15 protein-coding genes are annotated in these 13,860 nt (G+C 63.2%); 6 read left to right on the forward strand and 9 right to left on the reverse strand.

Features of this window, described 5'->3' with window-relative positions; genetic code table 11:
- Window positions 1-3: 3 nt before the first annotated feature.
- From HY921_13265 to HY921_13275, 3 genes are read left to right on the forward strand one after another with little or no spacing between them, the layout of a single operon-like run.
- Window positions 4-1,050 carry an NADH:flavin oxidoreductase gene (locus tag HY921_13265; GenBank protein MBI5631840.1) on the forward strand — a complete coding sequence of 349 codons (1,047 nt, stop codon included), beginning with the start codon at window positions 4-6 and terminating at the stop codon, window positions 1,048-1,050.
- On the forward strand, window positions 1,043-1,471 hold the full coding sequence (locus HY921_13270) for a VOC family protein (GenBank protein ID MBI5631841.1): 429 nt from the start codon (window positions 1,043-1,045) through the stop codon (window positions 1,469-1,471). Before HY921_13265 ends, HY921_13270 begins: the two co-directional genes overlap by 8 nt.
- Window positions 1,468-2,382: an EamA family transporter gene (locus HY921_13275; protein ID MBI5631842.1), complete on the forward strand. Its 915-nt coding sequence runs from the start codon at window positions 1,468-1,470 to the stop codon at window positions 2,380-2,382. The genes HY921_13270 and HY921_13275 overlap by 4 nt, the downstream gene beginning before the upstream one ends.
- On the opposite strand, the gene HY921_13280 is transcribed toward HY921_13275, so the two are convergent.
- From HY921_13280 to HY921_13295, 4 genes are all read right to left on the reverse strand, one after another.
- The gene (locus HY921_13280; GenBank protein MBI5631843.1) at window positions 2,371-3,054 is read right to left on the reverse strand and encodes an acylneuraminate cytidylyltransferase family protein; all 684 of its coding nucleotides are present in this window, start codon (window positions 3,052-3,054) and stop codon (window positions 2,371-2,373) included. The two genes, HY921_13275 and HY921_13280, sit on opposite strands and share 12 nt — an antisense overlap.
- 61 nt (window positions 3,055-3,115) lie before the next feature.
- Entirely contained in the window at window positions 3,116-4,741 is a 1,626-nt protein-coding gene (locus tag HY921_13285) for an O-antigen ligase family protein (GenBank protein ID MBI5631844.1), read from the reverse strand.
- A 1-nt stretch (window position 4,742) separates the two neighbouring features.
- On the reverse strand, window positions 4,743-5,510 hold the full coding sequence (locus tag HY921_13290; GenBank protein MBI5631845.1) for a hypothetical protein: 768 nt from the start codon (window positions 5,508-5,510) through the stop codon (window positions 4,743-4,745).
- Window positions 5,507-6,511, reverse strand: a complete 1,005-nt coding sequence (locus HY921_13295; protein MBI5631846.1) for a glycosyltransferase — start codon at window positions 6,509-6,511, stop codon at window positions 5,507-5,509. Before HY921_13295 ends, HY921_13290 begins: the two co-directional genes overlap by 4 nt.
- Before the next feature lie 87 nt (window positions 6,512-6,598).
- On the opposite strand from HY921_13295, the gene HY921_13300 reads away from it, so the two are divergent.
- Window positions 6,599-7,519: a hypothetical protein gene (locus HY921_13300; protein MBI5631847.1), complete on the forward strand. Its 921-nt coding sequence runs from the start codon at window positions 6,599-6,601 to the stop codon at window positions 7,517-7,519.
- Window positions 7,520-7,870: 351 nt separating this feature from the next.
- On the opposite strand, the gene HY921_13305 is transcribed toward HY921_13300, so the two are convergent.
- From HY921_13305 to HY921_13325, 5 genes are read right to left on the reverse strand one after another with little or no spacing between them, the layout of a single operon-like run.
- Entirely contained in the window at window positions 7,871-8,782 is a 912-nt protein-coding gene (locus HY921_13305) for a Gfo/Idh/MocA family oxidoreductase (GenBank protein MBI5631848.1), read from the reverse strand.
- Window positions 8,779-9,846: an NAD-dependent epimerase/dehydratase family protein gene (locus HY921_13310; protein ID MBI5631849.1), complete on the reverse strand. Its 1,068-nt coding sequence runs from the start codon at window positions 9,844-9,846 to the stop codon at window positions 8,779-8,781. Before HY921_13310 ends, HY921_13305 begins: the two co-directional genes overlap by 4 nt.
- The gene (locus HY921_13315; GenBank protein MBI5631850.1) at window positions 9,846-11,087 is read right to left on the reverse strand and encodes a class I SAM-dependent methyltransferase; all 1,242 of its coding nucleotides are present in this window, start codon (window positions 11,085-11,087) and stop codon (window positions 9,846-9,848) included. The genes HY921_13310 and HY921_13315 overlap by 1 nt, the downstream gene beginning before the upstream one ends.
- A 14-nt stretch (window positions 11,088-11,101) precedes the next feature.
- On the reverse strand, window positions 11,102-11,479 hold the full coding sequence (locus HY921_13320) for a hypothetical protein (GenBank protein ID MBI5631851.1): 378 nt from the start codon (window positions 11,477-11,479) through the stop codon (window positions 11,102-11,104).
- 28 nt (window positions 11,480-11,507) lie between these two features.
- Window positions 11,508-12,248 (reverse strand): TlyA family RNA methyltransferase, encoded by a 741-nt coding sequence (locus HY921_13325; protein ID MBI5631852.1) that lies wholly within the window; start codon window positions 12,246-12,248, stop codon window positions 11,508-11,510.
- Between the two features lie 25 nt (window positions 12,249-12,273).
- Between HY921_13325 and HY921_13330 the strand changes: the two genes are divergently transcribed.
- Window positions 12,274-13,137 carry a bifunctional 5,10-methylenetetrahydrofolate dehydrogenase/5,10-methenyltetrahydrofolate cyclohydrolase gene (locus HY921_13330; protein ID MBI5631853.1) on the forward strand — a complete coding sequence of 288 codons (864 nt, stop codon included), beginning with the start codon at window positions 12,274-12,276 and terminating at the stop codon, window positions 13,135-13,137.
- Window positions 13,113-13,760, forward strand: coding sequence for a DMT family transporter (locus HY921_13335; protein MBI5631854.1), 648 nt, complete (start codon window positions 13,113-13,115; stop codon window positions 13,758-13,760). Before HY921_13330 ends, HY921_13335 begins: the two co-directional genes overlap by 25 nt.
- Window positions 13,761-13,860 lie beyond the last annotated feature (100 nt).

Raw genomic sequence — 13,860 nt, forward strand, 5'->3', positions numbered from 1 at the left:
GCCATGAACCAAGAAATCTTGAATCGTTTCTCGCCTTACCGCTTCACCGGAGGCAAGACCGCCAAGAATCGAGTGGTCGTGCCGCCGATGTGCTCGCAGACGGCTGATGCGCGCGGCAACGCCACCCCCGCCACGATCGAGCATTATGCCAAGCTGGCTCAATCCGGAGCGGGGATCGTCTTCGTCGAGTATTCATTCGTCCATTCATCGGGCAAGGGCGAGGATGCCCAGTTGGCCGCCGATTCCGACGCTAATATAGATGGGCTCTCGGAAATCGCCGCCGCTATCCGCCGGAGCGGAGCCTTGGCTGGCCTCCAGCTGGTGCATGTGGGAGGCAAGACGCTAAAGGCCTTGACCGGGCGCGAGCCAATGTCGCCTAGCGGCGTCCGAGTCCCCGTGAAGGGCTGGGAGCCGGACGGTTCCGTTGAGATGACTCTCGCGGACATTGGGTTGTGGATTAGGTGGTTTACCAACGCGGCGCTTAGGGCCCGGGCGGCGGGCTTCGATATCGTGGAGTTGCACGCGGCGCATGGCTATGGCCTCAATCAGTGGCTTTCCCCCTTAACCAACATGAGAACTGATGGGTACGGTGGAAGTATGGCAGGCAGGGGGCGCATGCTGTTTGAAATTATCGAGTCCATCAAGGCGGCGGCCCCGGAATCGTTATTGGCGGTCCGCCTTCCGGGCCAGGACCACATGGAAGGCGGGCTGACGACGGCGGATATGGGCTGGCTCGTGCGCCGGCTCGAGAGCCTCGGCCTGGACTTGATAGACGTGTCCTCCGGCATCGGAGGCTGGCGACGCCCTGAGGGGCGGCTGGGGGAGGGCTACCTGGTCAACGATGCGGCGGCTCTTAAGGCCTTCACGACCTTGCCCGTCGTTGGGGTGGGCGGAATCGAATCGGGCGGGTTCATTGACCAGATCATCGCCGAGGGCCGCGTTGATTTCGCCGCGGTGGGGCGGGCGATCCTTCGCGATCCGTATGCCTGGGGGCAAGATCATTTGAGTGGAGTCAAAGTGACTGCTATCATGGAGGGAGCTTATGTTTGATATTTGGCATTTAGGACTGCCGGTGCGAAGTCTCGAGGAATCCATTCGCTTCTACGTGAATGGCCTTGGATTCCAGCTGCTTGGCTATTATGACGCCGACCGCTATCGCATCGCATTCGCCCGCGTCCCCGGAGGAACTTTCACTTTGGAGTTCCTTGAATTTCGCAACGTCACGGAGGGAGAGCCCGCCAAGCGGCCGGATCACCTGGCCTTCGAGGTCGCCGACCTGGAGGATTTCCGCGAGAGGCTGACCCAAAACGGCCTTTTCAAGGACGTGCCCGCGATCGCCATCTCGAATGATGGATTGCGCAAATTCGCGGTCACGGACCCGGACGGTGTGCCGGTACAATTCTACCAGGGGCGTTCCAACTTCGATCGTTTGATCGCGCCCACGGCGATTCCGGCGGCCCCTGTCAGATGAGCGTCCGGGTGGAATTGAGATCCACGCTCGCCTTCGCGCTCGTCTATTTCTTTTGGGGGTCCACTTACCTCGGCATACGCATAGCGGTCGAGCACATTCCGCCGGGGCTCATGTGCGCGGTCCGCTTCCTGATCGCTGGCCTGTCCATGCTGGGTTGGTGCGCCGCCTCGGGCAAGAGGCTCCGCTACGGCGGGGAACAGCTCCTCCGCCTGGCCGTTATCGGCCTGCTTTTGCTCATGGGGGGAAACCTGACTTTGTCCTACGCCGAGAGAGTGGTGCCGTCTGGCTACGCGTCCCTCATCGTGGCCAGCACCCCGCTTTGGTTCGTGGTTCTGGATTCCCTGCTACTCGGCCACCGCGTGACGGGGCGCGCCCTTCTCGGCTTGGGATCGGGAATCGCCGGCATCGCGGTGCTCCTCTGGCCCAAGCTCGCGGCGGCCGATGTCCTGGAAGCCAGGCAGCTATGGTGGTCGCTGGGGCTCTTGGGAGGCTCGTTTAGCTGGGCGCTGGGCTCGATCCTGTCCAAGCGCTGGCAAGCCGCGCGGGGGGACCTCCTCGGGGCCGCGGCCTGGCAGGTGTTCTTCGCGGGGCTCGGCAACCTGGCCTTCGCCCTGCTGTTCGAGGACGTGGGGCGCGCCGTGTGGACGGCGCGCGGCGCGGGTGCCGTGCTTTACCTGGTGGCGGGCGGGTCCTGGATCGGCTACACGGCCTATATTTGGCTTCTCAAGCACGTGCCGAGCTCCAAGGTCTCCACGTACGCCTTCGTCAACCCCGTCGTGGCGGTCTTTCTCGGCTGGCTCTTCGCCCACGAGCGCGTGGACGGCTATATTCTCGCGGGAAGCGCCATCGTGGTCGGCTCCGTGATATTGGTGACTACCGCGGAGGAGCCCCCGAGCGTCCTAGAGCCCTAAGCGCCTCTTGGCCTCATCCCAATCCTCCTGGGTGTCTATGTCCAACGACTCCTCCGGAGCAATCAAGAGGGCCTTGGGCTTGAGGCTTCGGAAGGAGCGGCGGCTCTTGAGGGTCTCGACCGTGGCCAGATAGATCGAGCCGTCAAGGACGTAGGCTGGCTCGAGCGCCTGGCGCGGGGCCGGGGGGCGGGGAGGAAGGAAGGGAGAAAGGACGCCGTCTTTGACCTTGTAGCACCACTGCGGATGGTCTTGAGCGGGCACGACCGAGAGCACGCTTTCCCCTCCGGATTTTCGAAAAAGCTCCACCGCTTTTTTGATGGTCCGCGGCAGACGCAGGGGCGAGGTCGGTTGAAGCAATAGTACCGCCTGGGGAGAGTAGCCTTTTTTTTCCAGGCGTTCCAAGGCGTCGAGCACCGCGTCCACGACAGCCGCTCGGTCCGTGGAGAGCTTCGCGGGACGCAGCCACGGCGCCTCGGCCCCGTGGTCCTTGGCGATTCGGGCGATTGCGGGCGAGTCCGTGCTCACCAGGAGCCGGTCAAGGCATTTCGAGGTCAGCCCCGCGCGTATCGTATGCGCGACCAAGGGCATCCCGCCCAACAGCCGAGCGTTCTTGCCCGGCAAGCCCTTCGACCCCTTCCGCGCCGGAATGAATCCCAGTATGGTGCCAGTCATTTACATTCTTAACTAACTTAACTTGAAGTTTAGCAAGTTAAGAATGTAAATGACTGGCACCCTAGCGGGCACCGATCATGAGCTCGTAGTGGTTGCTGGTCGAGCGGTAGAAGCCGCCGGCTTCGAGGAGGCGCCGGCGGCGGTCGAGCTCGGCGAGCTCGGCCTGGGCCAAGCTATTCCTCCCGAGGCGGGCCAGGGCCTCGGCGCGCATGAACCTGGCGCGCAGGTAATTGGGCTCGAGGCGGAGGGCCTCCTCGGCCAGGGCCAGGACTTCGGCCCAGCGCCTGTAGCCGCGCAGGATTTCGGCGTGCATGCCCAGGCACAGGGCGTTGGTGGGGTTGAGCTGCGAGGCCGTTTCCAATTCCTTCAATGCCTCGTCCGGGCGCGGCGGATTCAGGGACATCCACTCCCGGGCCATGGTCTCGCGCAGGTACGAATCGGCCGGAAACAGATGGACGGATTTTTGAGCGAGCTCCAGGCGCTTGGCGGCGTCCGTCTCCCGCTCGAGGCCCTGGGCATATCTCCTCCCGAGGGAGCTCGGAATCCAGGCGAGGGCCGAAAGGGCCAGCCCCGCGCAGGAAAAAATCATCCAGGAGGCCCGCGGCCAAACCGGGAGGGCGCTCTTTGCCTCGGGTCCGGTCGCGCAGGCCAAAGCTGAGAAAAAGAGAAGCCCCAAGGTGGGAACATGCAGCATGTTGTCTATCATAAGATGCAGTCCCATGGCGGCCAAGGCCGCCATGGCGGTTTCTTGGGGGAGGCTTGTCTTTCCAGGCGCGGGAAGGCGGCGCAGAGTTCCGGCCAAGGCCAGGAGGAGGAGTGCCAGACCGACCCAGCCCGTTTCCGCCGCGGCCTGCAGCCATTCGCCGTGGGCATAGGCCGAGGTGAATTGGTAATTGGCCTGGCCGTAGTTGGACGGGAAGTTGTGGCGGAGAAACCCTGCTTCGAAATTCCCAGGCCCCTCGCCGAAAATCGGATGGTCTTGCGTGATTTGCAGGGCGGCCCTCCAGATATGCGGCCTGCGGAAGGCCTTGTCGAGCTTCAGGAAATAGGCGGGCGAGGCCCCGCGCAGGAGCAGAATCCCCGCGGCCAAGATTCCCGCCCCCAGGGCGAGGCTTCCCAAGAGCCAGGCCCGGCCTTCGGCGCGGGGATGCCTGAGAGCGACGAGGAGGCTCGAGGCGCAGACAACCAGGATTCCGCCCCGCGCCCGGGCGAGTATGAGGCAGGACAGGAGCAGTGCAAGCAGTCCTAGCATGAGCCAGCGCAGATACTTCCCGGGCCTTTCGCGATGGATCAAGGCGGCGAAAACCGCGGCGAAGGCCGCGGCCTCGGCGAAGACGGTATAGTTGTAATAGGGAGGGAGGAGCCCGACCATGGTCTCTGAGAATATCCCATTGATCCTGCCCGTCCAGAGCGCGGCCAAGGCGAGGACCGCTCCGGAAAGGGACAAACCCCAAAACCAGATGCGGCGTTCTCTTTCGCCCCAAGCGGCGGCGAGGCTGAAGAAGGCGACGAAAGTCGCCCAACGGGAGAGAGGCTCGAGTCCCTTGAGGGGCTGGCTTGAGGCGGCCAAGGAGAGGGCGATCCAGGCGAGCCAGAGAAGCCACGATCCGGACACCACCCAGGATTTTCGCCAAGCCCGGCGCAGAGCCACGGTCCATATGAGGAGGGAGGCGATGGTCCAGCTCAAATTAGGGCCTGGTTTTTGGAGCCGGCTGGGGCTTGAGCTGGGGCTCTCGCGCGGATGAGACGTTGGCGACCCCGTTCTTCTGGAGCCAGAGCTCGAGGGCGGGAACCTGCCATTGGAAGTCTATGGGACCGGGGCTCCAGCGCTTGAGGGGGAATACCCGCTTGCCTAGCCACGGCCAGGTTCTCGTGTAGGGCGGGGGGCCCAGCTGTTCCAAATTGCGCGATCTCAGGATTTGCGCGCCCCAATCCGGGTAGTAGATGTCTCCGCTGGGGACGAGGCCCTCGGGAATGAAGGGGTCCAAAAGTCCCTCGGAATTCTCCTTGCGGGCAAGGAAGGGATTGAAGCGGTTGCGGGGAGAGACGCTCGCCGCGGAGTCAAGCTCCGGGCGATCGTGCAGAACGTCGAGGCCCTGTTCAAGAATTTTCCCGGTTAAAGCGGGCGCGTTGGAGAAGAAGAGGAGGAGAAGCTCCAAGGCCTCGTCCTCGCGCTTGAGGTCGGCCTGCAGGGCTTGGAGGCCGTGCCAAAGCTGCTCCTCGGCCGGGATCTCGTGGAGGGAGCGCCCCGGCGGCGGATCGATGATGATGCCTCCGTACTGCAGAGCCACGGCCTTGACCGGCGGCGAGTCCGTGAGGACGAAATTGCGGTGGATTTGCGCGCAAGACCGGGCCGCCATGAAGGGATAGGCGGCCAGGGGCCGGCCCAGGGCCGTTCCGGTGTTTCCGGGGAAATCACTGGAGTCGTCCAAGTCCAGCATGAGCGAGCAAATCATTCCAGGCTCTCCAAGCCCGAGAAAACGGCGTTCACCGTGCTGTTCCAGGAGTGAAGCTCGACGGTGCGGACCGCTTGGGAAATCAATTGCAGGGCCAGGCCCTGCACCGAGGAAAGGGTGACGACGGCTTCCGCCAGGGCCTGGGCCTCTCCCCCGGAGAAGAGCAGGCCGTTCTTGTGGTCCTCCACGAGCTCCAAGACGGGTCCCGTGCGCGCAGCGATCACCGGACAGCCCTCGGCCATGGCGTAGAGGGCCATGGTGGGAAATCCATCCAAGCCGTAGGGATCCACGTAGGCCTTGGCCGCTCGGAAATACTCCATGGTCTTGTCGTGGGGCATGCGCCCGAGGAAGGTGATTCTATCCTCGATGAGAAGCTGCTTGGCCTTGGCCTTGAGCCCGGGCAAGGCCGGGCCGGCGCCGATCAGATTCAAGTGCCAGTCCAGGCGCAGCCGGGCCATGGCGAGGAAGAAAGTTTCGAGGCTCGACCGGGTGGCCTCGTTGAGGGGCTGGCAGGCCGCCAGGGGAAAACCGTCTGGGCGCGCGGCCCGCGCCGTCACCACCGCGATCTGCTGGGCCCGGATCTGGTCGTAGGCATAGGGCACCACCCGCACGGAGGCGTTGACGCCCCAGCCCTTGACCACCGCCAGGAGATACTGCGTGGGGACGAGGATGAGGTCGGCCATGAGGGCCAGGCGCTGAACCTCGGCCAAGGCTTGGGGTGAGGCAGAGGCGTAGGAGTCGATGAGGCGGACCGCGACCCGCCTGCCGGAGGTGCAGGCCGCCATAAGAGCGGCGGGCTGGAGGCTGTTGACGAGGACGAAGTCGGCGCCTGCGGAAAAGTCCGTGGCAGCCAGGAAGTCCAGGGTCGCTTCCAAAGGCCCGTTGGGAACCGCCTGGGTCTCGCAATGGTGGCCTTTCGCGGCGGCCCGCTTGGCCACCTCGCGGCAGAAAGCGTCCTCGCTATTGGGTGAGGTCGGGTCTGGGACCAGAAGGAGTCTCACCTTCCAATTTTAACAGGCAATGGCGAGGGGGTCAATGGATGAAATATGGGCCTTGCGCGCTGCGGCCGGCGGCAGTATCCTTCCGGCATGTTCGGCTTGGCCGCGCTTTGTCTCTACGTTTCGTCCGTTCAGGCGGGCCCCGTGGGCAAGAAGATCGTAGCCGAGCCCGAGAGGTGCCTCCTGGTCGAGTCCCGGCTTAAACGCTCGGACCGGCCCATCCTGTTGTGGACCTTCAGTCCCCTGCGCGGTCTGGGCGCGGATCTATCCTTGGAGCCCTTCGAGAAGGAGAGCTTCGATCGTTCCTCGTACGAAGGCACGGCCCTTTTCGCGCGCTGCGACACGCCGGGGGAACTGGCGCAGACGCTCGATGATCTTTACGCCAAGAATTACCGCGTGGGCACCTTGTTGTTAGGCGGCCACGGCAATTGCGGAGAGATGCACGCCATGGCAGACTGGTCGATTTGGCAATTTGAAGGCAAGAGCAGGGTCTTCGCCCCGGGAGCGGTGATTCAATTCGAGGGCTGCGGCATTTGCGAGGGCGAGGCCGGGCCGGTCTTCCTGCGCGAGGTCGCCAAAACTTTGCTTGCGAAGGGTGGATACGTCTACGCTCCGCGGGGAGACCTCTATCCGATCTATCAGGACCCCCGCGTCCGCAAGCGCCCCTACCTGGACGCGCCCGCCGGCTACTGCAAGCTCAAGGTCGAGGCCGGCGGGCTCATGCGCTTGTATTATCCCGAGCCTCTCGAGAAGCGGGGGAGCGATCTTCTGTCGGAGTGCCGGCGGGTCCGGGAGGACCTGCGGCGCTACAAGCCGCTTTTAAGCGATCCCAAGCCCGAGCACGCTGAGGCGCAGAGGTGGGCCGCCCGCCTGTTCCAACTGCTACGCCGAGTTGAAAGCGAAGCCTTGGATTCCTCCAAGCTGCTGACTTCCGATCGCGTCGCTTCCGCAGAGTCCCTCATGGCGGAGGCCCGAGAGGCCGATAAAGCTTTTAAAGCGGCTGCCAAATAGGCCTAAGGCCCTGTCAAGTAATAATATGATCAATTTGGAGGCCCGAGCTTGGCCGAGTTCTTCGTTGCTCCTTGGTCACATAGCTGCCGCTATGCTCCCTCGTCGCGCCTCGAACTCGTCTCAAGCTCGGGCCTCCCCGTCCCTTTCCAAAATATTGGAAGGGACGGCCCCTTCCAGTATTCTTGGAGAGGGGCCGAAGGGGCCGAGCGCTTTTGGGCTGCGATCGCGTCGCTCGTCGCTCACATACCGCTGCGGGTATGCTCGCTCCTTGCTCCTTGTCTCGCTCCAAAATCGCTTGGCCAAATTGATCATATTATTACTTGACAGGGCCTAAAGCCTCGCCGCTCGATTTCAGCGGGCAATCCCCGCAAGAACCTCAACCACCTCAACCCCCATCTGGACGGAAGAAATATCCTTGGAGCCCGAATTGATTCCCGCGATGAAGGTCTGCAGCGCGCAGAGCAGAGGGGAAGCGGAGGCGTAAGGCAGGGGCTCTCCCGGACCGAGGCGACCGTTTTCGAGGCCGTGGCGCGTCAGTTTTTGCGCTGTGGTATCGTCCATGACCAAGGCTTTTCCCTCGAAGTAAACCTCGAAGCGGCGCTCCTTGCGGTCAAAGGCGTTGCCGGCCCGGATATGGGCCTCGAGCCCTCCGGAAAACCGGAGATCGATGTCCCAATTCTCCCCGGGGCCGGCGCCTGGCTCCTTGCGGCCCGCGACGTCGGAGGGCTTGCGCCCGGCGAAGTCAAGGCATAGGGCCAGGTCATGCGGGGCGTAATCCCACAAGGGGGGAAGCCCCGGCCGGTAAGGCCCGCGGTTGCCTCCGGCGGATTGAATGAGGCGCGCCGGGCCCAAGGAGGAAGCCGCGGCTTTCAAGGCGGCGTAGGCCGGATGGAAGAGATGAATGTGATTGACCAGGACAAAGGCTCCGCCTTGGCGGGTCTTGGTGAGAAGGTCTTGGGCTTGGCGCGGATCCAGAGCCAAGGGTTTCTCGACGAGTACGGGGAGCTTGGCCTCCAGAGCGGCCGAGGCGATCTCGAAGTGCAGCTTCGGCGGCACTGCGAGGATGAGTCCGTCCAGATCCCCGGCCTCGATCAACTCCCGCCAGTTCGCGTTTGCCGCGCAGGACGGCGGGACGAGCTTGGGGGTTTCGGGGTTGCGGCTCGCCACTCGAGCCAAGACTGCGCCCCCCATCTGGGCGAGGGTCCGGATGTAGTTCCGGCCCCAGGGCCCGGCCCCGACCAGGCCCAAGCGCAGCGGGCTCACGCCGATTTTTCGCCGGTGTAGGCGGAGTCGGCCCACTTCAGAAACCGGCGCAGACCCTCCTCCAGCGGAACCTTGGGCGCGTAGCCGAGTTGGAGGCACGCCTTGGTGATGTCGGGACAGCGGCGGTTGGGCTCATCGGCCGGGTAGCTGTCGGGGTAGGAGACGATCCGGTGCTTGATCGGGCGCCCCAGGACGGCCTCGACCTTTCTCACCAACTCCATCATGGAAATCTCGGGTTTCGGGTTGCCGATGTTGTAGGCCTCGCCAGGCGTGCCGCTCAGAAGAATGCGCAGGAAGCCCACGATGGCGTCCGAGACATAGCAGAAGGTGCGGGTCTGCTTGCCCGTCCCATAGATATTGAGCGGCCTGTCCGCCTTGATGCAGCTCGCGAAATTGGGCAGGACCCGGTAGTCGCTCTCCTGCATGCCGGGGCCGTAGACGTTGAAGGGCCGGACCATATTGGCCGAGACCCCGAATTTCTGGTGATAGATGTAGCAGAGGGTCTCGCCCAGGCGCTTGCTCTCGTCGTAACAGGCGCGCGGGCCCTGGCAGGAGACGTTGCCGCGGTAGCTCTCCTGGGTCGGAACGTATTTGGGATCCGGGTCTCCGTAGATCTCGCTCGAGCTGAAGAAAAGTATTCGCGCCCCGCGCTTGCGGGCCAGGTCAAGCATGTTTTTCGTGCCCTGTGTCGCGACCTCCAAGGTCTCGAGGGGATAGGCACGGTAGTAGTAGGGGCTCGCGATCCCGGCGGCCTGGAGTATGTAGTCTACCCGCGGCCTGAAATCCATGGGCTCGATGATGTTGTGCAGGACGATGCGGATGTTGGGTTCTGGCTTAACCTTGGCCCCGGCCTTTCCGGCCGTGATGAGATTGTCTAGGACCACCAACTTGCAGGGCTTCTTGAGCCTGTTTTGGTTGAGCCAGCGGAAGGTTTCGATGAAATAGCGTCCTAGGAATCCCTGGCCGCCGCAGAGAAGTATGGTTTTTCCGGAGAGCTCGCGGGCCTGCGCTCCCAGATTCTCTCCAATTTCCTGGATATCGCTTTTGAGGAGGAAAGCGGACATTACTTCACCTCCACCTTGGGCAAGGGCACGATGAAGTGCCCCCCGCCCTCATGGAAGGCCTTTTGCTTGGCCATGATGGACTCGGCGAAATTCCAGGCGAGGATCAGGAGATAGTCGGGCTTTCTCTCGGCTATGGCCGAGGAGGGGAGGATGGGAATGTGGTACCCGGGGGAGAAGAGCCCCTGCTTTAGGAGGCTGTCGTCTACGATGAAGTCGATGAACTCGGGGCCGAGCCCGAAATGATGCATGAGGGTCGTAGCCTTGGCCGGGGCGCCGAATCCCGCCACCTTTTTTCCCTCGGTCTTTAGGCGCGTGAGAAGAGAGAGGAGCTCGGTTTTGCGGGCGGAGATGTCCCGGGCGAAGCGCCTGTAGGTCTCGGGCTTGTCCAAGCCGATATCGGTCTCTAGGGCGACGAGTTCGGCGACCGAGGCGCCGGGGCGGCGCGGTTCCCCCGCCAATTGCGAGATGCCGCGCAGGGAGCCTCCGTGGGACTCCACACGCAGGGCCTCGATCAATTCGAGGCCGTTGGTCTTGAGGAAGCTCCGCAGGGGCCGGACCGCGTGGTAGGCCACGTGCTCGTGGTAGATGGTGTCAAAGAGGGTCTTGGTGTAGACGTCGGCTAGATATGACACCTCGAAGGCGAAGATGCCGTCGGGCGTCATGAGCTCCTTGACCCCCGCCAGGATTGCCTTTAAGTCATCGGCGTGGGCGAACACGTTATTGGCCGTGACCACTCGCGCCGGGCCGTGGCTTTCCCGGATTTGGCGCGCGAGCTCCGGGGTGAAGAAGGCGGCCCGGGTTTCTATTCCCTTGCGCGCGGCCGTCGCCGCGATGTCCTTGGCGGGGTCCACGCCGAGGACGCGCAGGCCCGCTTCCTTGAAAAAGCCCAGCAAGGTCCCGTCGTTGGAGCCGATATCGAGGGCGAAGTCCCCCGACCGCAGGCCGTAGCGCTTGATCAAGTCCGCGGCGTAATTCTTGAAATGGTTGACGAAGACCGGGGAGGTCCCCGAGACGTAGACGTAGTTCTCGAAAAGGTAGGATGGGTCCACCACGTCCAGGAGCTGGAGGTGCGAGCAGTTCCGGCAAAAGAAGAGGTCGAGCGGGAACGAGGGTTGGGAAACGTCCTTTCGCGAGGCCGGGACGAAGGCGTTGGCCGGGGGCGTAGGGGTGAGCGAGAACACGAGCTCGAGGTCCTTGCTCGCGCAGAGCCGGCAGTCCTTCCTGCGGCGGCAGAGTTCGATAACTGTCACCGAATTCAAATGAGGGGGATGCGGACGATGTCCGCCTCGTAGGCTTTCTGGTCGCGCGCGTTGCGGGACAAAGTGAGCCAGGCCGTGTCCTGGCGGAATCTCATGGCGTGCTCCACTTGGGGCGGGGTGAAAATCATTTGGCCGGCCTTCACCACCAGGATTTTTGGCGCCTCTTGGCTGCCCACCGGGCGGTGGTGGTACTCCATCTCTCCCGAGAGCATATAGCAGTAATGCCAGTCCGTGAGGTGGTAGTGGTTGCCGCGCACGGCACCCTTGACCGAGTTGATGAGCATGGCGCTTTTCATGGCCCGCTCGACCAGGGGCTGTATGGCTCCGCGCGTGTCAATAATGGGCTGTTCGAGCGAAACCAAGGATTCTTCCATGGAATTCGGGAATTCGGTGACAGTATACTTAATTCGAGACGGATTTTAAGTAGATGAAAAACTCCACGTTGCCCTTGGGGCCGTGGACCGGGCACTCCAGGAGGCCGAGCTCCGCCACGCCGAGGTCGGGCAGGACGGCGCGCACGCGCTCTATGGCCATTTGGCGGCTTTCCGGGCTCTTGACCACGCCCTTGGGGACCAATTTCGGCTCCAGCTCGAATTGCGGCTTGATGAGGGCCAAGGCCTCGAAGGGATATCTGAGGCATTTCGTTGCCGGGGAGAGTACCTTGGTCAAGGATATGAAGGAGACGTCGACCGTCAAAAGATCCGGTCGGGGATCGAAGAGCTCCGGCCGCAAGTCCCGGGCGTGGGTCTCTTCCAGGCTCGCGACCCGAGGGTCCCTGCGCAGCTTGTCGTGGAGCTGGGCTCGGCCCACGTCTATGGCGTAGACCTTGGCCGCTCCGTTCTGCAGGAGGCAATCCGTAAATCCTCCGGTCGAGGCGCCGAGGTCGAGGCAGACTCGGCCCCGGACCTGGAGGGGGAAATGCCGGAGTGCGGCCTCGAGCTTGAGGCCGCCGCGGGAGACGTATGGGCAGGGGGACAGGACCTCGAGGCGGGCCTCGGCGGGTGTGGGGGTTCCGGGCTTGGTCTGGGGGCGCCCATCCACGAGGACTTGCCCCGCCATCACCGCGGCCTGGGCCTTGGTCCGGGTCGCGAAAAAGCCGCGCTCCACCAAAAGCATGTCCAGACGGGGGCGATTTCGTTTCACATTCAGTATGATATATATTAAAGAAATGCCTGCTATCCTCGATTGCCGGAGCGCGGCCCAGGAATTCCTCGATTGGGTCTCCCGGGAGCTGGCCACGTTGAACTTCACACCCTGCCTTTCCACGGTCCTGGTCAAGTCCCATGTGAACGCGGGCTCCCTTCAGTACCGGGACCTGATCGCCAAGGACGCGGAAAAGCTGGGGATCAAGCTGCAGAGCCTGGAGGTCGCGGACCAGCGAGAGCTCCTGAAGCTGATCCCTCGCCTCAACGGAGACAAGAAGGTCACGGGCATCATGGTCTTCTACCCCATCGGCGGCGCGGTCGCCGAGGAGGACGTCATGGATTTGGTGTCTCCCTTCAAGGACGTCGAGGGCCTGCACTCCATCAATTTGGGCTATCTCATCAAGTTCAAGCGCTTCCTCGACCAGACCCGCGGGGTCAAATGCGTGGTCCCGGCCACGGCCAAGGCCGTGGTGAAGATGCTGCAGCGCTGTGAGATTTCCCTCGATGGGGCCTTCGCGGCCGTCGTGAACAACTCCATGCGGGTGGGAAAACCTCTCGGGCTCATGCTCGAGAACCTGGGCGCCACGGCCGTCAAATGCTGCGACAAGACCCGCCCCGAGGACCTCGAGGCTTGCGTGCGCCGTGCCGACATCGTGGTGACCGCGGTGCCCGATCCGGGCTTCTCCTTGGATTCCTCCTGGATCAAGCCCGGGGCCGCGGTGGTGGACATCTCCTACCAGGGCAATTTCGACGCCCTGTCCCCCAAGCTCAAGGCCGCGCACGCGACTTTTCCGGACAACCGCATCGGCCAGGTGACGCGGGCCATGATCTTGGTGAACCTGGTCTATTGCGCGCAAAACCCTTGCCTCCACTCCTCGACGAAGTAGGACTTTTCTACTGCGCGGCCGTCTGGGGGTCGACCTTCTACCTGGTCAAGGGGACGCTCTCGTCCGTGTCATGGGACGTCCTGGTGGCCTACCGCTTCTTGCTTTCCGCGGCGCTGCTTCTTCCCTGGGTCCTGCGCCGCTCCCGGGAGGCGGAGTGGATGAAAGAGGCCTTTTTTTTAGCTCTTCTTCTCGCCGTTCTTTACTTGTCCCAGACCGCGGGCCTCAAATATACGAGTGCCGCCAACTCGGGCTTCATCACCGGGCTCTTCGTGGTATTCGTGCCGGCCTTCATGCTGCTCTTTCACCGCAAGCGGCCGAGCTCCCGCCAGTGGGCCTGCTCGGCTTTGGCTTTCGCCGGGCTGTGGCTGTTGACCGGCGGAATCCGTGGGTTCAACAGGGGCGACGCCCTCACCTTGCTCGCGGCCATGACCTATGCCGGGCACCTTCTGGCCACGGATCGCTTCGTCAAGGCCGAGGCCGATCCGGTTTTGCTCGCCTTCCACCAATTCTGGATGACCGGAGTCCTGGCCCTGGCCTTGGCCGGGGCCAGCGGCTCGCCGCTTCAAGTCGTGACGCGGCAGGCGGCCGCGTCCCGTTTGATGGAGAAAAAGCAAAAAGCGTAACCTTTGGTTGAGGAAATCAAAAGAGGCCAGCTTGAACTGGCCCACCAAGGAGGTTACGCTCAAATGAAGAATAGCAAAGAGGTGGTCACCCAGGGAAATG

Source organism: Elusimicrobiota bacterium, from assembly GCA_016218575.1.
Taxonomy (GTDB): Bacteria; Elusimicrobiota; Elusimicrobia; order UBA1565; family UBA9628; genus JACRDN01.